The 19,089-nt window shown below is 65.1% G+C and carries 17 protein-coding genes; 13 read left to right on the plus strand and 4 right to left on the minus strand.

Annotated features, from left to right (window positions below; genetic code table 11):
* The first annotated feature begins 128 nt into the window (after nt 1-128).
* The 3 genes from QM672_RS06895 (at nt 129) to murD (ending at nt 4,334) form a co-directional block, all read left to right on the plus strand.
* Nucleotides 129-1,580, plus strand: a complete 1,452-nt coding sequence (locus QM672_RS06895) for a UDP-N-acetylmuramoyl-L-alanyl-D-glutamate--2,6-diaminopimelate ligase (RefSeq protein WP_415081487.1) — start codon at nt 129-131, stop codon at nt 1,578-1,580.
* A gap of 211 nt (nt 1,581-1,791) precedes the next feature.
* On the plus strand, nt 1,792-2,913 hold the full coding sequence (gene mraY / locus QM672_RS06900) for a phospho-N-acetylmuramoyl-pentapeptide-transferase (RefSeq protein ID WP_311941710.1): 1,122 nt from the start codon (nt 1,792-1,794) through the stop codon (nt 2,911-2,913).
* A gap of 14 nt (nt 2,914-2,927) precedes the next feature.
* Nucleotides 2,928-4,334 carry a UDP-N-acetylmuramoyl-L-alanine--D-glutamate ligase gene (murD, locus tag QM672_RS06905; protein ID WP_415081490.1) on the plus strand — a complete coding sequence of 469 codons (1,407 nt, stop codon included), beginning with the start codon at nt 2,928-2,930 and terminating at the stop codon, nt 4,332-4,334.
* An 11-nt stretch (nt 4,335-4,345) separates the two neighbouring features.
* Here murD and QM672_RS06910 read toward each other — a convergent pair whose 3' ends face one another.
* The gene (locus QM672_RS06910; RefSeq protein WP_415081492.1) at nt 4,346-5,230 is read right to left on the minus strand and encodes a LysR family transcriptional regulator; all 885 of its coding nucleotides are present in this window, start codon (nt 5,228-5,230) and stop codon (nt 4,346-4,348) included.
* A gap of 113 nt (nt 5,231-5,343) precedes the next feature.
* Between QM672_RS06910 and QM672_RS06915 the strand changes: the two genes are divergently transcribed.
* Nucleotides 5,344-5,529: a 4-oxalocrotonate tautomerase gene (locus tag QM672_RS06915; protein ID WP_311942024.1), complete on the plus strand. Its 186-nt coding sequence runs from the start codon at nt 5,344-5,346 to the stop codon at nt 5,527-5,529.
* An 82-nt stretch (nt 5,530-5,611) separates the two neighbouring features.
* Here QM672_RS06915 and QM672_RS06920 read toward each other — a convergent pair whose 3' ends face one another.
* Nucleotides 5,612-6,580: an alpha/beta fold hydrolase gene (locus tag QM672_RS06920; RefSeq protein WP_415081494.1), complete on the minus strand. Its 969-nt coding sequence runs from the start codon at nt 6,578-6,580 to the stop codon at nt 5,612-5,614.
* A gap of 78 nt (nt 6,581-6,658) precedes the next feature.
* On the opposite strand from QM672_RS06920, the gene QM672_RS06925 reads away from it, so the two are divergent.
* The 5 genes from QM672_RS06925 to QM672_RS06945 all read left to right on the plus strand — a co-directional run bounded on the left by QM672_RS06925 (nt 6,659) and on the right by QM672_RS06945 (nt 12,155).
* Nucleotides 6,659-7,276 carry a TetR/AcrR family transcriptional regulator gene (locus QM672_RS06925; RefSeq protein WP_415081778.1) on the plus strand — a complete coding sequence of 206 codons (618 nt, stop codon included), beginning with the start codon at nt 6,659-6,661 and terminating at the stop codon, nt 7,274-7,276.
* 178 nt (nt 7,277-7,454) lie between these two features.
* The gene (locus QM672_RS06930; protein WP_311941699.1) at nt 7,455-8,624 is read left to right on the plus strand and encodes an FtsW/RodA/SpoVE family cell cycle protein; all 1,170 of its coding nucleotides are present in this window, start codon (nt 7,455-7,457) and stop codon (nt 8,622-8,624) included.
* Nucleotides 8,621-9,712, plus strand: coding sequence for an undecaprenyldiphospho-muramoylpentapeptide beta-N-acetylglucosaminyltransferase (gene murG / locus QM672_RS06935; RefSeq protein ID WP_415081496.1), 1,092 nt, complete (start codon nt 8,621-8,623; stop codon nt 9,710-9,712). The genes QM672_RS06930 and murG overlap by 4 nt, the downstream gene beginning before the upstream one ends.
* 168 nt (nt 9,713-9,880) lie before the next feature.
* Nucleotides 9,881-11,284, plus strand: coding sequence for a UDP-N-acetylmuramate--L-alanine ligase (gene murC, locus QM672_RS06940; protein ID WP_311941693.1), 1,404 nt, complete (start codon nt 9,881-9,883; stop codon nt 11,282-11,284).
* A gap of 190 nt (nt 11,285-11,474) precedes the next feature.
* Nucleotides 11,475-12,155, plus strand: a complete 681-nt coding sequence (locus tag QM672_RS06945; RefSeq protein WP_311941689.1) for a DNA alkylation repair protein — start codon at nt 11,475-11,477, stop codon at nt 12,153-12,155.
* A gap of 33 nt (nt 12,156-12,188) precedes the next feature.
* On the opposite strand, the gene QM672_RS06950 is transcribed toward QM672_RS06945, so the two are convergent.
* Nucleotides 12,189-12,740, minus strand: coding sequence for a DUF4269 domain-containing protein (locus tag QM672_RS06950; RefSeq protein WP_415081499.1), 552 nt, complete (start codon nt 12,738-12,740; stop codon nt 12,189-12,191).
* Complete coding sequence (locus QM672_RS06955; protein ID WP_415081501.1) at nt 12,737-13,258, minus strand: nucleotidyltransferase family protein; 522 nt, start codon at nt 13,256-13,258, stop codon at nt 12,737-12,739. The genes QM672_RS06950 and QM672_RS06955 overlap by 4 nt, the downstream gene beginning before the upstream one ends.
* Before the next feature lie 307 nt (nt 13,259-13,565).
* Here QM672_RS06955 and murB point away from each other — a divergent pair, with 307 nt between their 5' ends.
* From murB to ftsZ, 4 genes are all read left to right on the plus strand, one after another.
* Nucleotides 13,566-14,483, plus strand: a complete 918-nt coding sequence (murB, locus tag QM672_RS06960; protein WP_394308039.1) for a UDP-N-acetylmuramate dehydrogenase — start codon at nt 13,566-13,568, stop codon at nt 14,481-14,483.
* 361 nt (nt 14,484-14,844) lie between these two features.
* The gene (locus tag QM672_RS06965; RefSeq protein WP_415081503.1) at nt 14,845-15,741 is read left to right on the plus strand and encodes a cell division protein FtsQ/DivIB; all 897 of its coding nucleotides are present in this window, start codon (nt 14,845-14,847) and stop codon (nt 15,739-15,741) included.
* The gene (gene ftsA, locus QM672_RS06970; RefSeq protein ID WP_068282115.1) at nt 15,738-17,063 is read left to right on the plus strand and encodes a cell division protein FtsA; all 1,326 of its coding nucleotides are present in this window, start codon (nt 15,738-15,740) and stop codon (nt 17,061-17,063) included. Before QM672_RS06965 ends, ftsA begins: the two co-directional genes overlap by 4 nt.
* 239 nt (nt 17,064-17,302) lie before the next feature.
* Nucleotides 17,303-18,967: a cell division protein FtsZ gene (gene ftsZ, locus QM672_RS06975; RefSeq protein WP_415081506.1), complete on the plus strand. Its 1,665-nt coding sequence runs from the start codon at nt 17,303-17,305 to the stop codon at nt 18,965-18,967.
* Nucleotides 18,968-19,089 lie beyond the last annotated feature (122 nt).

Here is a 19,089-nt window from a genome sequence, read left to right on the forward strand (position 1 = left end):
GATCCGCCCATTGCAGTTCGGTCGATGCATGGCCGGGATGCATCGATCGGCCATTGAAACTGCATTGCCAATCCTCATAGGCACTCTAATAAAGCCGCCGATCCCGAATCGCCGAAAACAGGACGTTCATGACCAAGCGCCTCGCCGACATCGTTTCCGAAGGCTCCCTTGCCGCCGATGCCCGCGCGCTCGAGGTCACGGGGGTCACAGCCGATTCCCGCGCGGTGAAGCCCGGCTTCGTCTTCGTCGCCATTCCCGGCACCAAGAGCGACGGCGCCGCCTATGTCCCGCAGGCCATCGCCGCCGGTGCGGTGGCGATCGTCTCCGAAGCCCCGCTCGACGTGCCTGCGCCTGTCGCACTGATCAGGGTCGACAATGCCCGCAAGGCTCTGAGCGAGATCGCGGCAGCCTTCTATGATCGCCAGCCGGCAACCATCATTGCCGTCACCGGTACCAGCGGCAAGACGTCGGTCGCTGCCTTCGTGCGACAGATCTGGGCCAGGCTCGGTCATCAATCGGCGTCGATCGGTACCGTCGGCGTCGTGGCGCCCTGGGGCGAGACCTATGGTTCCCTCACCACGCCGGATCCGGTCGAGCTGCACCGTCTGATCGACGAACTCGCGGGCAGGGGTATCACCCATCTCGCCATGGAGGCCTCCTCGCACGGCCTCGATCAGTTCCGGCTCGATGGCGTGCGCCTTGCTGCCGGCGGTTTCACCAATCTGTCGCGCGATCATCTCGATTATCACGCGAGTTTCGAAGCCTATCTCGAGGCAAAGCTGCGCCTGTTCCGCGACCTTCTGCCCGCCGGCGCAGGGGCCGTCGTGGCAGCCGATCATGCCGAGGCCGGCGCCGTGCTGGCTGCCGCAGGCCAGAAGGGCCTGCGTATCCTCAGCGTCGGTGAGACGGGCGAGGGCATCCGCCTGAAATCGGTCGGGATCGAGGGCTTCATCCAGCATCTCGAACTCGACTATCAGGGCCGGGCCTATCGGGTCAGGCTGCCGCTCGCCGGACGCTTCCAGGTGGAGAACGCCCTGGTCGCCGCGGGCCTCTGCCTCTCGACCGGCGGCGAGCCGGATGCGGTGTTCGCTGCCCTCGAGCACCTCGAGGGCGCCAAGGGCCGCCTCGATCTCGTCGGTACCGTCGAGGGAGCTCCGGTGCTCGTCGACTACGCCCACAAGCCCGATGCGCTCGAGAAAGCGCTGGAGGCCTTGCGCCCCTTCGCGCAGGGCAGGCTGGTGGTGATCTTCGGCTGCGGCGGCGATCGCGATGCCGGCAAGCGTCCGATCATGGGCGAGATCGCCACAAGGCTGGCTGACAAGGTCATCGTCACCGACGACAATCCCCGCAGCGAGGATCCAGCCACGATCCGCGCGGCCATCATGGCGGCGGCACCCGGTGCGATCGAGATCGGCGACCGGCGCCAGGCGATCGAGACGGCCGTCGCGGAGCTGGCGCAGGGCGACGTACTGCTGATCGCCGGCAAGGGGCACGAGCCGGGCCAGATCGTCGGCAAGACTGTATTGCCTTTCTCCGATCACGACGTCGCCCGCGAGGCGATCGCGGCGAGGGCCGGATGATGGACGATTTGGTGCGACATGGCATCCTGGGATCGCAGGCGTCCTCGCCTGCTTTCCTCACCTGCCAGCCGCGACGCTTCCAAGAGCAGGCGAGGATGCCTGCGATCCCAGGGCGAGGCGATCGCCATACGGGCTGGTATCAGCGACGCAAATCCCGGGACAAATTACGGCTAGAATTACCGACGAAACGCCTGAGGTTGAAAGGATTTCCATGTTCTATCTGCTGAGTCGCTTCAGCGAACATTTCGAGCTCCTCAACCTGTTTCGCTACATCACCTTCCGGACCGGTGGGGCGATCTTCACGGCGCTGTTGTTCGTGTTCTTCTTCGGGCCGTGGACCATCTCCTGGCTCAGGGTGAAGCAGGGCAAGGGCCAGCCGATCCGCGACGACGGCCCGCAGTCGCATCTGTCCAAGCGGGGCACGCCGACCATGGGCGGGCTGATGATCCTGTCTGGGCTGGGCGTGTCGACCCTGCTGTGGGGGAACCTCGCCAATGTCTATGTCTGGGCCGTGCTCCTGGTGACGCTCGGCTTCGGAGCCATCGGCTTTTACGACGACTATCTCAAGGTGACCAAGCAGAGCCATAAGGGCTTTTCCGGGCGGGCGCGGCTCGGTCTGGAATTCCTGATCGCCGGCGTTGCCGTGATCCTGATGGCACAGGCAGGTGGGGCGCGCTTCCTCGGCTTCCTCTGGGGCAGCGGAGCGCCGATCTCGCAGGCGACATCGCTTGCCTTTCCCTTCTTCAAGGAACTCCTGATCAACCTCTCCTATTTCTTCGTGGTTTTCGGTGCCTTCATCATCGTGGGTTTCGGCAATGCCGTGAACCTGACGGACGGCCTGGACGGTCTTGCCATCGTGCCGGTGATGGTGGCGGCCGGAACCTTCGGTGTCATCGCCTATCTCGTCGGCAACGCCAATTTCGCCAATTACCTGCAGCTCCATTTCGTACCCGGCACCGGTGAACTCGCGGTGATCTGCGGCGCCATGATCGGGGCGGGGCTCGGCTTCCTCTGGTTCAATGCGCCGCCGGCGCAGATCTTCATGGGCGATACCGGCTCGCTCGCTCTAGGCGGCATGCTGGGTTCGATTGCCGTGGCGACCAAGCATGAGATCGTGCTGCTCGTCGTCGGCGGCCTGTTCGTGGCGGAAACCCTGTCGGTGATCATCCAGGTGCTGTCGTTCCGCTATACCGGCAAGCGCGTGTTCAAGATGGCGCCGATCCACCACCATTTCGAGCAGCTCGGCTGGAAGGAACCGCAGGTCGTGATCCGCTTCTGGATCATCGCGGTGGTGCTGGCCCTGCTCGGGCTTGCCACGCTCAAGCTCAGATAGGACGAAAGATCGTCATGATCCCGATCACTTCCTTCGGCGACCGCGCTGTCGCCGTCTTCGGCCTCGGCGGGTCGGGCCTGGTGACGGCCGAGGCTCTCGCTGCCGGGGGCGCCAGGCCGATCGTCTGGGACGATGGCGAGGCCGGCCGCAAGGCCGCCGCCGACAAGGGGCTTGACGTCCGTGACCTCAATGAGGTCGACTGGTCCTCCGTCGCCGCGCTGGTCCTGTCGCCCGGCGTGCCGCTCACCCATCCCGAGCCGCATTGGTCGGTCAAGCTTGCCGCTGCGCATGGGGTGGAAGTGATCGGCGATATCGAGCTCTTTGTGCGCGAGCGCCGGGCGAGGGCGCCGGGCGCGCCCTTCATCGCCATCACTGGCACCAACGGCAAATCCACCACCACGGCGCTGATCGCGCATCTGTTCGCGGCCGCCGGCCGTGACGTGCAGCTCGGCGGCAATATCGGCACGGCGATCCTGTCGCTGGAGCCGCCGTCGCCCGACAAGGTGCGAGGAATTGAAAGAGTTTATGTCGTCGAGTGCTCCTCCTACCAGATCGACCTGGCGCCGAGCATCGATCCCTCCGTCGCCATCCTGCTCAATGTCACCGAGGATCATCTCGACCGCCACGGCACGCTGGAACATTATGCGGCCGTGAAGGCGCGCCTGGTCGAAGGCGCGGCCACGCCGGTCGTCGGCGTCGACGATGCCTGGTGCGCCGCTATCGCGGACGAGATCGAAGCCAGGGGTGGCCGGCCCGTCCGCATCTCGGTCGAGAGACAATTGAGCGACGGCGTCTATGCCATTGGCGACAGGTTGTTTTCGGCTGAAGGGGGCAGGGCGGTCGAGGTGGCAAGCCTGGCCGGCATCGGCTCCCTGCGTGGCGCGCACAATGCCCAGAATGCCTGCGCGGCGCTGGCGGCAGCGCACGCAGGTGGGTTGACACTGGATCAGATCCAGGCCGGCATGCGTAGCTTCCCGGGCCTCGCCCATCGCATGGAGCAGGTCGGCCGGCTCGGTCCCGTGCTGTTCGTCAACGATTCCAAGGCCACCAATGCCGATGCCGCGGCCAAGGCCCTGTCGTCCTTCCCGACCCTGTACTGGATCGCCGGCGGCAAGCCCAAGACCGGCGGCATCGAGTCCCTGGCCGAGTATTTTCCCAAGATCCGCAAGGCCTATCTGATCGGCGAGGCAACGGACGAATTCGCGGCGACGCTGGAAGGGCACGTACCCTATGTGCGGGCCGAGACGATCGAAAAGGCGGTGCCGCTGGCCTCTGCTGATGCGGCAGCGTCCGGCCTCGACGAGGCCGTGGTCCTGCTTTCCCCGGCCTGCGCTTCCTTCGACCAGTTCCGCAATTTCGAGGAACGGGGCAAGGCCTTCTCCCGGGCCGTGCTGTCCTTGCCGGGTATCGGCAAGGCCTGACGGCCTTTCGGTCAGCCGAAGCGGGCCAGCAGGAAGTCGATGGCGCTGCGCAGCATGGCCGTCGGCCGACGATCCGGCGCGTAGACCAGATGCATCGGCGTGGGGCGATAGGACCAGAGCGGCAGCACGGGCTCGAGCCGGCCGGCCTCGATGTCGTTGATCAGCAGCAGTTCCGGCTGGAGCACGACGCCCGCCCCATGCAGCGCCGCCACGCGCAGCGCCGAACCCTGGTTGGTGGTGAAGCGGCCGCCGATATTCACCGTGCAGGTCTCCCCATCCGGGCCGACAAGGTGCCAGATGCCCTGCGTGCGCCAATAGGCATGGCCAAGGCAATCATGATCGCCGAGTTCGCGGGGATGCTGCGGCCGCCCGCGTCGATCCAGGTAGCAAGGCGCGGCGGCCAGGATGCGACGATAGGGCTTCAGCGGGCGGGCGACCAGGTTTTCGTCCGTGAGGTCGCCGATGTGAATGCCGAGTTCGCAGCCCTCGCCGATCAGGTCCACGGTGCGGTTGTCGAGCACGAGATCGATGGTGACGTCGAGATGGCGCTGCAGATAGTCGACCAGGGCCGGCACCAGGCTTTCGCTTCCGAAGCTCACCGGCGCGACCATTCGCAACCGTCCGCGTGGATTGGCCTGCAATTCGGAGGCGCTCGCTTCGGCCAGGGCCACCTCCGCCAGGGCCGTCTTGCAGCGTTCGTAATAGAGCCTGCCGACTTCCGTGAGCTGGTGGCGGCGGGTGGTGCGATGAAGCAGTCGGGCACCCAGGCGCTGTTCGATCTGGCGGACATGCTTGGCGACCATGGTCGCCGATACCCGGCTGGTCTCTGCTGCGGCGGCGAAGCTGCCTTCCTCCACCACCCTGACGAACATGGCCATGCCGGCGAGCTTGTCCATGATTGCAACCCATGCGGTTCTGAATGAAAGGCCTAAGCGGCTATTTATCAGCAAATCGGTTTGGAGAACATTGCGGCAGGTCGACTAACGGACCTTTTCATGAGGAAGTGACCATGCCTGTGCTGCGAGTGGAAATGCACCCCGGACGGACGCTCGAACAAAAGCGCGATTTCGTGCAGGCGGCGACGAAGGCCGTCGTCGAAACCCTGGTTTGCCCGCCGGAATCCGTCGAGATCATCATCATCGAAGTTCCGAAGGACGCCTGGGCCGTTGCCGGGAAGCTGAAATCAGACGGTTGAGCGTGCCTTTCCACGGCGGGACGACAGTCTTGCTGTGGCATATGCGGGAGCCGGGCAGGATCGCGCCGGCTCCACGCGGGCATCAGCCTCTTGTCGATGCAGTTGTGAAAGCAGCGAGTTCCCGTCCGAACCGCGCGGGCTCTTCGTAGAAGGGGCTGTGGCCGCTGTCGGCATAGACCGAGAGCCGGCTATCGGCATGAAGGGCCTTGATGCGCTCGGACATGGCCAGGCGCACCAGCCGGTCGTGGACGCCGTGCGTCAGCAGGACCGGGCCGGGATAGGCCTGGAACACCGGCTCGAGATCGGGCGTGGCCGTCTTGACGAACCCCTCGTTCACGGCGCGTTCGGTCATGCCGTTGACCACTAGCATACGCTGCAGTTCGATATCGGTGAGCGGTTTGTGAAAACAGGCCGCGAGAAAATCGGCCGTCGCAGCGGTTCGTTCGCCCAGGTCGTGTGAGACCGCCGTCTTGGCGAAGCTCACGGCGAGCGGGGTCAGAAGGTCGGGCGACAGCTTGGTGACCGCATCGACCAGGTTGATCCCGGCGATGCGCGAGCCGCCATATTTGCGCAGATAAGTGCCGGCGACATGGCCGCCCAGTGACCAGCCCACCAGGATGGGACGGCGCAGCTTCGCGGCCGCGATCACCGCAGCCACGTCGTCCGCCCAGCGATCCGGGTCGGAATAGGCGTCGGGCGAGGCAGGCTTGTCGGAATCGCCATGGCCGCGGAGGTCGAACCTCACCAGTCGGAAGCCGGTCAGGGCCGCATCGACAAACTGCTTGTCCCAGCTCAGCCGGCTCTGGCGCAGGCCGTGGATGAACAGGATCTCAGGGGCCGCCGGGTCGCCCTGTGCCTCGCCGGCCAGCAGCGTGCCATCGGCCGAACGGGTGAAGAAGCTTTCACGCCCTGAGCCTGGTTTACCTCCATTCGCAACATCGGAGTGTTTCTTACCGATTGCGCCCGCCGCGGAACCTGCAAGTCCCGATTCGACGGCGAGGGCGGTGAGGGCGGCGGCGGCACCCAGGAAAAGGCGTCTTGAAGGATCCATTGCGATCTCCGATGTTGTTTATCGATCACTATTCAACTTGCTTGACGATGCCTGTCAAGATGTTGTTTAGTGTTCGATATGGAACACGGTTCGAAATCGCGTGGCGGACGACCCTGGAGCTTCGATCGGGAACAGGCGGTCGAGACGGCCATGCGGCTGTTCTGGCGCCACGGCTATGAGGGCGTCTCGGTCGGCGATCTCACCAAGGCGATCGGGATCGCGCCCCCCAGCCTTTACGCCGCCTTCGGCAGCAAGGCCGGGCTCTACCAGGAAGCGCTGGCCCGCTACGAGGGTAGCATCGGCCTGCTCGATTTCGCCGCTGTCACGCAGGCGGACGATCGGCCAAAGGCGGTGCGCCTGCTGCTGGAAGCGGCGATCGAGGCCGTCACCCATCCCGATCGCGAGCGTGGCTGCATGATCTCGAGCGGGATGGTTACCTGCCATCCCGACCATGCCGCGCTCGCCCGTGACCTTGCTGCGCGACGCGAGGATATCCGCATGAGGATCGTGCAGGCGCTGCAGCCTTTTGGCGACAACGAGACGATCCCCGGGCTGGCTCGCCATTTAGCGGCCGTGATGCAGGGGATCTCGATCCAGGCCCGGGACGGCAGCAGCCGTGCCGAGTTGCAGGAGATCGTCGAGGACGTGGTGGCGGGACTCGACCGCCGGCAATCCAGGAGCCAAGCATCACGATAGAACAGGGCGAGGCGGCAGCCGATGCCGACCGTTGCGAACGGAAGGCGAGCCGGTTCAATCGGCATTTCCAGGCGCATTGCCGGCAAAAACGCGACGAGGCCTTCGCATTTAACCGTTCCTAAACCCTGTCGGGAGCACTGCTAGGGCGATCCTCCCTCAGCTGACGGACTCCCTGTTCATGGCCTCGCGTACCGAACGTTCAGCCTTCAATGCCTGGTGGTGGACCGTCGATCGGCTGATGCTGATGACGATCCTGGCTCTGATGCTGACCGGTATCGTCCTCCTGCTGGCGGCGAGCCCCGCCGTCGCCGAGCGTATCGGCATCTCCGACATGTTCCACTTCGTCAACCGCCAGGCGATGATGATCCCGGTGGCCCTGATGGTAATGATCGGGATTTCCTTCCTGTCGCCGCAGTCCATCCGTCGGCTGGCCCTGGTGATGTTCCTGATCTCGATCGCGCTTGTCGCGGCGACGCTGTTGTTCGGCGCTGAGGTGAAGGGTTCCAGGCGTTGGATCGCCGGTATCCAGCCTTCCGAGTTCCTCAAGCCCGCCTTCGTCGTGCTGGCGGCCTGGCTGTTTTCCGAAAACGTCAAGCGGCCGGACGTTCCCGCCAACATCCTCGCCATGCTGCTGCTGGCCTGCTCGGCGGGACTGCTCATCCTGCAACCCGACTTTGGCCAGACCATGCTGATCTCCATCGTCTGGGGTGCGCTGTTCTTCATGGCCGGGCTGCACTGGTTCTGGATGGTCGGGCTCGGAGGCGTCGGCGTCGTCGGCATCGTGGCCGCCTATCAGTTCATTCCACACGTCACCTCCCGCATCGACCGCTTTCTCAAGCCGGAGGGCACCGATACCTTCCAGGTCGACGTGGCGCGCGATGCCTTCCTCAGCGGCGGCTGGCTGGGCAAGGGGCCGGGCGAGGGTACCTACAAACTGATCCTGCCGGATTCCCACACCGATTTCATCATGGCGGTGACCGGCGAGGAATTCGGCCTTCTTTTCGTCATGGTGGTGGTGGCGATGTTCGCCCTCATCGTGCTGCGTGGCTTCTGGCACGCCTACAAGGTCGAAGATCCCTTCTGCCGCTTCGCCACCGCCGGCCTCACCCTCCTGTTCGGAATGCAGTCCTCGATCAATTTGATGGTCAATCTCCACATGATGCCCGCCAAGGGCATGACGCTGCCCTTCATCTCCTATGGCGGCTCCTCGCTGATCTCGGTGGCCTATGGCATGGGCATGGTGCTCGCGCTCACCCGCCGCCGCCCACGTACCGACATGCTCGAAAGCGCCTTCAGCTTCCGCGACCGCAGGGCCCAGGGCGCAGCTGGTATCGGATTGTCGTCGTGAGCGGCAAGATCGTACTGCTCTGTGCCGGCGGTACCGGCGGCCACCTGTTCCCGGCCGAAGCGCTGGCGGGAGCGCTCATGCCGCTCGGCTTTCGTCCGCATCTTGCCACCGACGAACGGGTGGAGCGCTATACCGGCACTTTTGCCTGGGAGGACATCCACGTCATCCCATCCGAGACCGTGCGTTCCCGCTCGCCGCTCGCCATGGCCAATACGCTCTGGCAGCTCGGCACGGGGACGTTTTCGGCCTGGCGCATGCTGGGGCGTCTGGCCCCCGCCGTGGTGGTGGGTTTCGGCGGGTATCCGACCCTGCCGCCGCTGACGGCTGCGGCTTGGCGCAAGATCCCCACCATGATCCACGAGGCCAATGCGGTGATGGGCAGGGCCAACCGCATGCTGGCACCCAAAGTGACGCGCATCGCCACCGGCTTTGCCGATGTGGCGATGATGGACAATGTGCCGAAATCGAAGCTCGTCCATACCGGCAACCCGGTCAGGCCGGCGGTGATGGAAGCGGCCAAGGTGCCCTATCCTGATCTGGACGGGCCCATCAACCTATTGGTCTTCGGCGGCAGCCAGGGCGCCGCTGTGATGTCGGCGATCGTGCCGTCGGCGATCGCGCGGCTGGACGAACCATTGCGCCGCCGGCTCAGGATCGTGCAGCAGGCGCGCCAGGAGGACCTTGCCGCCGTGCGTGAGACCTATGCCGGCCTCGGCGTTGCTGCGGACGTGCAGGATTTCTTCCGAGACTTGCCCGCCCGTATCGCGGGGGCTCATCTGGTGATCAGCCGCTCCGGTGCCTCGACCGTGGCCGAGCTTTCGGTCATCGGCCGCCCATCGATCCTCGTGCCGCTGCCGGGAGCGCTCGACCAGGACCAGGCTGCCAACGCCCGTACGCTCGCCAATGTCGATGGCGCCCGGATGGTGATGCAGCCGGACTTCACCGCGGAAACGCTGGCAGCCGATCTCACCGCGCTGCTCGCCGATCCGGTGGGGCTGCAGGCCATGGCCGCCAATGCCCGGAACGCCGGCATTCCCGACGCTGCCGATCGCCTCGCCGACTGGGTGGTGAAGCTGGCGGCGATGTGACGGGGGCGGGTCCTCGGAGCACGGACATCCTGTCCGCTCTTTGCAGTCTCGCAAGCGCGGCGTCTCCAAGAGGCGGACTGGAAGTCCGCGCTCCGAATTTTCTCCAAATTTGCCTCCCGGCCCTGTCGCCCCTATACGAACCGAAATCCCATCTTTTCGAGAGACCTCATGAAGCTGCCCCGTGAAATTGGCCCCATCCACTTTGTCGGCATCGGCGGTATCGGCATGTCCGGCATTGCCGAAGTGCTGGTCAATCTGGGCTACACGGTGCAGGGCTCGGACGCTGCCGACAATTACAACGTCAAGCGCCTGAAGGATAAGGGCGTGAAGACCTTCATCGGCCATGCCGCCGAGAATATCGGCGATGCCGAGGTGGTGGTGGTCTCCACCGCGATCAAGCGCGACAACCCGGAGCTCGTCGCTGCTCGTGAGATGCGCTTGCCGGTGGTGCGGCGTGCCGAGATGCTGGCCGAGCTGATGCGATTGAAGACCTGCGTCTCCATTGCCGGCACGCATGGCAAGACCACCACGACTTCGCTGGTGGCGACGCTGCTCGATGCCGGCGGTTTCGATCCCACCGTGATCAATGGCGGCATCATCAACGCCTATGGCACCAATGCACGGCTCGGTTCGAGCGACTGGATGGTGGTGGAGGCCGACGAGAGCGACGGCACCTTCCTCAAGCTGCCGACCGACGTCGCCATCGTCACCAATATCGATCCCGAGCATCTCGATCATTTCAAGACCTTCGATGCCATCAAGGATGCCTTCCGGACGTTCGTCGAGAACATCCCGTTCTACGGCTTTGCCGTGATGTGCCTCGATCATCCCGTGGTGCAGGAGCTGGTCGGCACCATCGAGGACCGCCGCGTCGTCACCTATGGCGAGAACCCGCAGTCCGATGTGCGCCTTCTCGATCTCGACCTCTCGGGAGGCCGTTCGCGCTTTCGTGTCGTCATTCGCGACCGCAAGACCGGCGCGGTGGTCGAGCTTCCCGATCTCGGCCTGCCCATGCCGGGCGGCCACAATGCCCTCAACGCGACCGCTGCGATCGCCGTTGCCCACAATCTCGGCATGGACGCCGAAGCGATCCGCAAGGGCCTGGAAGGCTTCGGCGGTGTCAAGCGGCGCTTCACGCGCACCGGGGAGTGGAACGGCGTCACCGTGTTCGACGATTACGGCCACCATCCCGTGGAGATCTCCGCCGTGCTCAAGGCGGCGCGGGCCTCGACCACCGGGCAGGTGATCGCGGTGGTGCAGCCGCATCGCTATAGCCGCCTGGCGAGCCTGTTCAACGAATTCTCCGCCTGCTTCAACGATGCCGACATGGTCGTGGTCGCCGATGTCTATGCGGCCGGCGAGGCCCCGATCCCGGGAGCCGACAAGGAAGGCCTCGTCGCCGGCATCCGGGCGCGCGGCCACCGCCATGTCGTCGCGCTCGATGGTCCCGGCTCGCTTGCCGGCCTGGTCGCTTCGGCGGCCAAGCCCGGTGACTACGTGATCTGCCTCGGTGCCGGTAACATCACGCAATGGGCCTATGCACTGCCGGGGGAACTGGCGGCGCTCGGGTGAGATGCAAACCGTAAGTGGGGTCTTGCACTTCGGTCGCGTTTTCATACCAAGAGGGGTTGGAGTGTCAGCCTCCCGGCTGACATCTTGAAAAGGAACGCTCGTCGGCAAGCGGGGTGTCAGCCGGGAGGTTGACACTCCACTGATCCGGCGTTCCCTCATGCAGCGCCGATGCGGTGCTGGGAGAATGGGCATGCGCCTGGCCGAGACGATCCGCGCACGTCTGGCGGCCGCTGCCGATCCCTCGCGTGCGCCGGGCATGCAAGCCTATATGAAATCGGCGATGCCCTATCTCGGTGTTTCCGCTGTGCCGCTCAGGCAGATCTGCAAGACCATCTTCGCAGATCTGCGCTTCGAGACCGCAGGGCACTGGCAGGCAGAGGTTCTCGCCATCTGGCGTGGCGCCCGTTTTCGCGAAGAGCGCTATGCCGCCATCGAGCTGACCGGCCTGCGGGCCGCCAGGGCGTTCCAGCGCTTCGACGTCCTGCCGATGTATGAGGAGCTGATCGTCACCGGCGCCTGGTGGGACTATGTCGATGCGATCGCCGCGCACCGTCTCCTGCCGATCCTGCGCAGTGACGGCGCGACGATGCGGCAGGCGATGCTCGCCTGGGCCGTCGATGCCGATATGTGGAAGCGCCGAAGCGCGATCCTCTGCCAGCTCGACGCCAAGGGGCAGACCGATCTCGATCTTCTCTACGCCTGCATCGCACCGTCGATCGGCTCCAAGGAATTTTTCCTGCGCAAGGCGATCGGCTGGGCTCTCAGGCATTATGCACGCATCGATCCCGCGGAGGTTGCCCGTTACGTCGACGAGCACCCCGAACTCAGCAATCTCAGCCGTCGCGAGGCCTTGAAGCATATCGCAGGGTGAGGTTGACCGGGGCTCATTAGTGGTTCCGAAGGGTCATTCCCTTTGCGCGATGGGAGCAGGGTAGCCGGCGGCGGCGAGGAGCACCTGGAGATGACCGTCCTCCCGTTGCCCGAGCTCGATCAGGGCCTGATAGGGATCGCCTTTCAGGCGCAGGGCCGCGGCGAAGGCGGGTTCGGTCTTCAGGCCGGCCCGGCGATGATGCATGACGCTGCTGCGGAAGGGCTCTCCTCCCAGCGTGAGCAAGCGCCGCTCTGCCAAATAATGGCGCCAGCCTGCCTGTTCGGCCACCGGTTGAATGGAGGCGAAGATCTCGAAGCACCAGCCCTGCGCCGTAAAGGTGGCGACCACCGGGCGCCCACCTGCGGTCCATTGATGGATGGAGAAGGCCGGCGCTTCAGCAAGAGCCTCCCAGACTGTCCGAGTGAAGGCGAGGGTATCCGGGGCGTGGCAGAGGATGTCGATGTCGCTGGCGGGCAGGTCGACGCCGAGAGGGGGCGTGCCCGCGACATGCGGATCATAGGCCTGCAACAATTCGAGCAGCCTGGTTGCCTGCAGGGCCTGCGCATAGCCCGGCCTTGCCGTCATGGCTGCAGATCCACCAGGCGCAGTTCGGGCCAGATCGCCTGGGCGCGTGCAGCCTTGGCGGACAGGCCCTTGTCACCCGGGCGCCCCGGATTGGGGCGGATGACCATGCCGAAGACGTCATCGAGGCCGAAGGGGGCGGCGATGTCGATCGTGTCGTCTTCTTCCAGCCGAATGCCGACCGCATGCACGATAGCGGCATAGTGCCCGAAGGCCTCGTCGGCCGAATGGAGTTGCGGATAGGGCAGGCCGAAACGCTGCTCGAACCACAGATGGACCCGGGCCTGGTTGCGGATCTCGACCGGCCAGCGCCCGTCGAAGAGGGGAGCAGCACGCCGGATCACGGCATCCTCGGCTTCCCAGCTCACATCGGTGGCGTCGAAATAGATGAGATCATAATCCTTGATGCCGGTGCCGGTGGATTTCCCGGTCAGGCTGTTCCACACGCTCTGGTAGACGCAGCCCGCCGCCAGCCGCCATTGCGGCAGACGCAGCGAGCGGGCGGCGACGAGAAAGGCCATGAGGTTCTCATCCGTGCGGACGATGGCGCGGAGGCGTTCTTCCGGGGAGGTGGACCGATCCGGCAATGTTCGCTCCAACTCGTTGGTTCGACACGTCTTTGCGCTTCCGCAAATCGCAAGACGCCTTGGCAGAATCGCTGGGCTTTTTAAGCGAATGTAGGCAATAAGGCCGGCATTCCAAATCCCTGATCCCGCTATGGGGCGATCAAGAAGACCCTGCAGGATTTTAAACACTTGCAGAATATCTCAATGCTGCCCATTCGTGGGCAACATTGAGATATTCCGCCATTGGATCTTTTCGGACCCCATGACCTTTCCCGACCTCATTCCCTCGCTTCGCCCACTCATGCCGGGATTGCGCGGTACGCTGGAAGCCAATGCGCCGATGGCGCCGCTCTCCTGGTTTCGCACCGGCGGTCCGGCGCAGCTGCTGTTCACGCCGGTGGACGAGGAGGATCTGGCGCAGTTCATGGCCGGCCTGCCCGCACAGACACCCTGGATGGTGGTAGGACTCGGCTCCAATCTTCTGGTCCGTGACGGCGGCGTCGAGGGCGTGGTGATCCGCCTCGGCAAGGGTTTCGGTGCTATCGCCGTCGATGGCCTCGCCATCACGGCCGGCGCGGGAGCCCCGGATGTCAAGGTGGCGCGTGCGGCAGCGGAAGCGGGCATCCAGGGCCTGTCCTTCCTGCGCGGCATTCCTGGCGCGATCGGTGGGGCGCTGCGCATGAATGGCGGCGCCTATGGTGGCGAGACCAAGGATGTCTTCGCCTCGGCGCGGGCGGTCGGCCGCGACGGCTCGATCTTGATCTATGACGCACCCGCCATGGGCTTCAGCTATCGTCGCTGTGCCGTGCCGACGGACGTCGTGTTCACGCAGGCGACATTCCGGGGCAGGCCGGGGGATCGCGAGGCGATCCTGGCGGAGATGCAGAAGATCACCGAGGCGCGTTCCTCGTCCCAGCCGGTCAATACCCGCACGGGTGGCTCGACCTTCAAGAACCCGCCCGGCCATTCGGCCTGGAAGCTGGTCGACGAGGCCGGTTGCCGCGGCTTGACCGTCGGCGGCGCCCAGGTCTCGCCGATGCACACCAATTTCCTGGTCAATCTTGGCACGGCCTCCTCGGCCGACATCGAAGCGCTGGGCGAGACCGTTCGCGAGCGCGTACGGAACCATGCGGGCATCGAGCTCGAATGGGAAATCAAGCGCGTGGGACGGGCGGCCTGACCCCGACCACGTTTCTCTCGATCGAGCCTCGGGCATGCCTGGGAGCAGCTCGCGAGACACGAACGTCCGTGGAAATTCCCGGCGTGATCCGGTCATGGGCCCTGCCGACAATCCCGGTTTGCCGGGTGCAGAGTGACCTTGCGGCATGTCGAGCCGGAAGTGGTGTCGATTTCTGAGCCGCGCCAGGGCCTAAAGCGGCAAAGCTGAAGCGCTGCTAACCGATTGTTTACTGATTTGTCCGAAAGCTAACCTTAATGGGGCATGAAGCATTTCCCGCTTGAGGGGGGTGGTCAGCTCCTGAGATCGCCCTTCAAAAGACCGTCCCAACCGGCGGTTCCTCAAGAGCGTTGGCTTCGAGCATATGCTGCGTTTGTTCAATCTGTCCTCCCTGCGCCAAGCCGGATTCACGACCAGGACGTTCGTGGATCAGCGCTCGTCGCGGCTGCAGCGTCTGCTGGCAAAGCCCCCGCGGGGACTGGGCCTCATGCTGTCGGCCGCCTTTCTGGTGGGAACCATCGTCTATGGTGCCCAGACCGGACCGGTCTGGCCGCAGATGAAGGTTCAGTATGGCGCGCCGCTCGACATGGCGGCCAATCTGTTCGGTTTCCGGGTCGAGACCGTCGCCGTCACCGGCCAGCGCGAGCTGACGGATCAGAAGATCTTCGCCGCTGCCGGGGTCACCAACACCTCGTCGCTGCTGTTTCTCGATGCCGAGGCGGCGCGCGAAGGGCTCGAGAAGCTGCCGCTGGTGAAATCGGCACAGGTCCGTAAGCTGTTTCCCTCCACGCTCTCGGTCACCATCGAGGAGCGCGCGCCCTACGCCCTGTGGCAGCGTGACGGCTCGGTCAGCGTGATCGCCGAAGACGGCGTCGTGATCGAGGATCATGTCGAGGCCCGTTTTGCCGCTCTGCCGCTGGTGGTGGGCGAGGGGGCCGAGAAGCGGGCCAGCGAAATCGTTGCGGCGGTTGCCGCCACGCCCGAACTGACCGGCCGGGTCAGAGGGGCAACGCTCGTTTCCCAGCGCCGCTGGAATCTCACGCTCGACAATGGCGTGGTCGTTCGCCTCCCCGAGGACAATCCGGACCAGGCCTTGAAGAGCCTGGCCGGCCTCGAGCGGAAGGGCAAGGTTTTGGAAAAGGATATTCTGGCAGTCGACATGCGTATGCCCGATCGCGCTACCTTTCGTTTGAGTGAGCAGGCCGCGGCTGCCCGGGCCGACGCGCTGTCCAAGAAGAAGGCAAAGGGGGGCAAGGCATGAGCCCCTTCGAGAATGGCCTGACCCCCAAGCTCAAGCCGTTGGCGCCGCGTCGCACCACGGTGATGTCGGTGCTCGACGTCGGCACCAACAAGATCGTCTGCCTGATCGCGCGGCTGCGTCCGCTCGAAGGGGCCGATCTTCTGCCGGGTCGCAGTCACCAGGCCCAGATCCTGGGTATCGGCCATCAGCGTTCGCGCGGGCTGAAGTCCGGCGCCGTCGTCGACATGGAGGCCGCCGAACAGGCGATCCGCCATGCGGTCGATGCCGCCGAGCGCATGGCCGGCGTGCGGGTGGACTCGGTGATCGTCAACATTTCCTGCGGGCGGGTGGCGAGCGAGCACTATTCGGCCACGGTGGAAGTCGGCGGCCATCAGGTCTGCGATCTCGACATTCATCGCGTTCTCGATGCCGGCGCCAGCCATTCGGTGCGTGACGGACGCGCCGTGCTGCATTCGCTGCCGATCGGCCACATGCTCGACGGCGTCGGCGGCATCTCCGATCCCCGAGGCATGCTGGGCCGCCAGCTCGGTGTCGACATGCATGTGGTGACGGCGGAGTCGACGCCGGCCAAGAATTTGATGCTCGCCATCGAGCGCTGCCATCTCCATGTCGAGGCGATGGTCGCTACGCCCTACGCCGCCGGCCTGTCGGCGCTCGTCGACGACGAGACCGAGATGGGCGTGACCCTGATCGACATGGGCGCTGGCACCACCTCTGTCGCCGTCTTCGCCAATCGTGCCTTCGTGCATGCCGACAGCCTGCCGGTGGGCGGGGCGCATGTCACGACCGACGTGGCGCGCGGCCTGTCGACCAAGCTGTCGGAAGCCGAGCGCTTGAAGGTTCTCTATGGTGCCACCATCGCCAGCCCCTCGGATGATCGCGAGACGATCGCCGTGCCGCCCGTCGGGGACGAGCAGGGCGACGGCATCCATCACGTGCCGCGTTCGCGGCTGGTGCGCATCATCCGCCCGCGCATCGAGGAGATCCTCGAAATGGTGCGCGACCGCCTGCGCGGGTCCGGTGCCTGGGCCGAGGCGGGCCGCCGTGTCGTACTGACCGGGGGCGCATGCCAGTTGACGGGCACGGTGGAACTGGCGCGCAAGATTTTGGATCGGCAGGTCCGCATCGGGCGTCCGCTCGGCATCGCCGGCATGCCCGAAGCCGCCAAGGGGCCACCTTTCGCTACGGCAGCTGGCCTGCTGGTCTATCCGCAAATCGCCGGAGTCGAGCATTTCGAACCGCAGGTTCGGACGCGTGCGCAGGCTACCGGAACAGACGGTTATTTCGGTCGGGTCGGGCGTTGGTTGAAACACAGTTTCTAAACTTCGATTTGCAAAAGGGAAATCGAGTTTCGAATCGCAAAGGTAACGTTGAGACATGAAGAATGGCCGGTTTTTCAAGGCCATTTTGACTAATTTTTCCGGTCAAATTTAACCGGATTACACAAATGCCTGCTTCGCAAATCAGTAACTTTCTGATTCAAAGGGCAGGAAGGGGTCGTAAGGCCTTGATGAAGGTCAATTAAGGGGCGCGGCGACGCGTCTTGCAAAAGAGGCGAACCATGACGATCAACCTCAAAATGCCGGATATCCGGGAGTTGAAGCCGCGTATCACCGTGTTCGGCGTTGGTGGGGCTGGCGGCAACGCCGTCAACAACATGATCGAGGCCGGACTGGAAGGCGTCGACTTCGTCGTCGCCAACACGGACGCGCAGGCGCTGACCCTTTCGAAGGCCGATCGTATCGTGCAGATGGGCATCCAGGTTACCGAGGGTCTCGGCGCGGGTTCGCAGCCTGAGGTCGGTCGCGCCGCCGCAGAGGAAGTGATCGACGAGATCCGCGATCATCTCAACGGCGTCCACATGGTTTTCGTCACCGCCGGCATGGGCGGCGGCACGGGTACTGGCGCTGCGCCGGTCATCGCCCGCGTCGCTCGTGAGGTCGGTATCCTCACCGTCGGCGTCGTCACCAAGCCCTTCCATTTCGAGGGCCTGCGCCGCATGCGCCTGGCCGAGTCCGGCATCGCCGAGCTCCAGAAGAGCGTCGATACCCTCATCGTCATTCCGAACCAAAACCTGTTCCGGGTCGCCAACGACAAGACCACCTTCGCCGACGCCTTCGCCATGGCCGACCAGGTGCTCTATTCGGGTGTCGCTTCGATCACCGACCTCATGGTCAAGCCCGGCCTGATCAATCTCGACTTTGCCGACGTGCGCGCCGTGATGCGCGAGATGGGCAAGGCGATGATGGGCACCGGCGAAGCGTCGGGTGAGCGCCGTGCGATCCTGGCCGCCGAGGCGGCGATCGCCAACCCGCTGCTCGACGACGTTTCGATGAAGGGCGCCCGCGGCCTGCTGATCTCGATCACCGGCGGCCCCGACATGATGCTCTACGAGCTCGACGAGGCGGCGACCCGCATTCGTGAAGAGGTCGATCCGGAAGCCAACATCATTCTGGGAGCGACCCAGGATCCGTCGCTGGAAGGCACGATGCGGGTGTCGGTGGTCGCCACCGGCATCGACTCGGCCATCCTGCCCCAGGCTTCGCCCTCCAAGGACGACATTCGCCTGGCGGAAATGACCCAGCGCGTGCGTGACCAGGCTGCAGCCCAGGCCGCTCAGGCTGCCCGCGTTGCCGCGCCGCGCAATGTCGCGCCGGCGGCTCCGGCCCCGGTGGCGGTCGAGCCCGCCCCGATCCAGCAGGAAATCGCCCAGCCGGTACCGGCCGCTCCGGTGGAGCCGGTGGCTGCCGCCAATGACGTGACGCTGCGCCCGCTGGCGCCCAAGCCGACCCTGTTCCGCGAGCCGGTGGTCGAAGAAGCCCAGCGTGCGCCCGAGCATCATCCCGAGCCCGAGCATTTCGTGCCGCCGGCGCCGGAGCGGGCCGTCGTTCGCCCGCCGCGCATGCCGCGCATCGAGGATCTGCCGATGCCGGCGCAGGCCCAGATTGCCGCCCAGCGTGGTCCGGAAGCCCCCCAGGCTGGCGACAAGAAGCGCATGACGCTGCTTCAACGCCTGGCTGCCGTCGGCCTCGGCCGTCCCGAGACGGATGAAGTCGAACATGAGCCGGCGCCCGTGGCGCGCCAGCCCGAGCCGCGCCCGGCTCCGCAGCGTCCGCCCGAAGCCCAGCGTCGTCCGCCGGCGCCGCGTCCGGCCCCGCAGCAGTCCCGCTCGATCGAGGACGATCAGCTCGAGATTCCGGCCTTCCTGCGCCGCCATTCGAATTGAGGCCGATTTCGCCTTCGTGACGAAATCGTAACCATAGTGCGGATCAATGACGGCCCGGGTCCATCGCCCGGGCCGTAATTTTTTGAAATGATTAAGGATTTTAAAACTAGGCTCACAAGCCG

The sequence above is a fragment of the Labrys sp. (in: a-proteobacteria) genome (assembly GCF_047605565.1).
Classification (GTDB): domain Bacteria; phylum Pseudomonadota; class Alphaproteobacteria; order Rhizobiales; family Labraceae; genus Labrys; species Labrys neptuniae.

Bases quoted from the DNA above. Each gene is read 5' to 3' on its own strand.
- QM672_RS06920 (WP_415081494.1), bottom strand. From the start codon at position 6,580: ATGGATCCTTCAAGACGCCTTTTCCTGGGTGCCGCCGCCGCCCTCACC.
- ftsA (WP_068282115.1), top strand. From the start codon at position 15,738: ATGAGCCCCTTCGAGAATGGCCTGACCCCCAAGCTCAAGCCGTTGGCG.
- murC (WP_311941693.1), top strand. From the start codon at position 9,881: ATGAAGCTGCCCCGTGAAATTGGCCCCATCCACTTTGTCGGCATCGGC.
- ftsZ (WP_415081506.1), top strand. From the start codon at position 17,303: ATGACGATCAACCTCAAAATGCCGGATATCCGGGAGTTGAAGCCGCGT.
- murB (WP_394308039.1), top strand. From the start codon at position 13,566: ATGACCTTTCCCGACCTCATTCCCTCGCTTCGCCCACTCATGCCGGGA.
- QM672_RS06915 (WP_311942024.1), top strand. From the start codon at position 5,344: ATGCCTGTGCTGCGAGTGGAAATGCACCCCGGACGGACGCTCGAACAA.
- QM672_RS06895 (WP_415081487.1), top strand. From the start codon at position 129: ATGACCAAGCGCCTCGCCGACATCGTTTCCGAAGGCTCCCTTGCCGCC.
- QM672_RS06930 (WP_311941699.1), top strand. From the start codon at position 7,455: ATGGCCTCGCGTACCGAACGTTCAGCCTTCAATGCCTGGTGGTGGACC.
- QM672_RS06925 (WP_415081778.1), top strand. From the start codon at position 6,659: ATGGAACACGGTTCGAAATCGCGTGGCGGACGACCCTGGAGCTTCGAT.
- mraY (WP_311941710.1), top strand. From the start codon at position 1,792: ATGTTCTATCTGCTGAGTCGCTTCAGCGAACATTTCGAGCTCCTCAAC.
- QM672_RS06910 (WP_415081492.1), bottom strand. From the start codon at position 5,230: ATGGACAAGCTCGCCGGCATGGCCATGTTCGTCAGGGTGGTGGAGGAA.
- QM672_RS06965 (WP_415081503.1), top strand. From the start codon at position 14,845: ATGCTGCGTTTGTTCAATCTGTCCTCCCTGCGCCAAGCCGGATTCACG.
- murD (WP_415081490.1), top strand. From the start codon at position 2,928: ATGATCCCGATCACTTCCTTCGGCGACCGCGCTGTCGCCGTCTTCGGC.
- QM672_RS06955 (WP_415081501.1), bottom strand. From the start codon at position 13,258: ATGGCCTTTCTCGTCGCCGCCCGCTCGCTGCGTCTGCCGCAATGGCGG.
- QM672_RS06945 (WP_311941689.1), top strand. From the start codon at position 11,475: ATGCGCCTGGCCGAGACGATCCGCGCACGTCTGGCGGCCGCTGCCGAT.
- QM672_RS06950 (WP_415081499.1), bottom strand. From the start codon at position 12,740: ATGACGGCAAGGCCGGGCTATGCGCAGGCCCTGCAGGCAACCAGGCTG.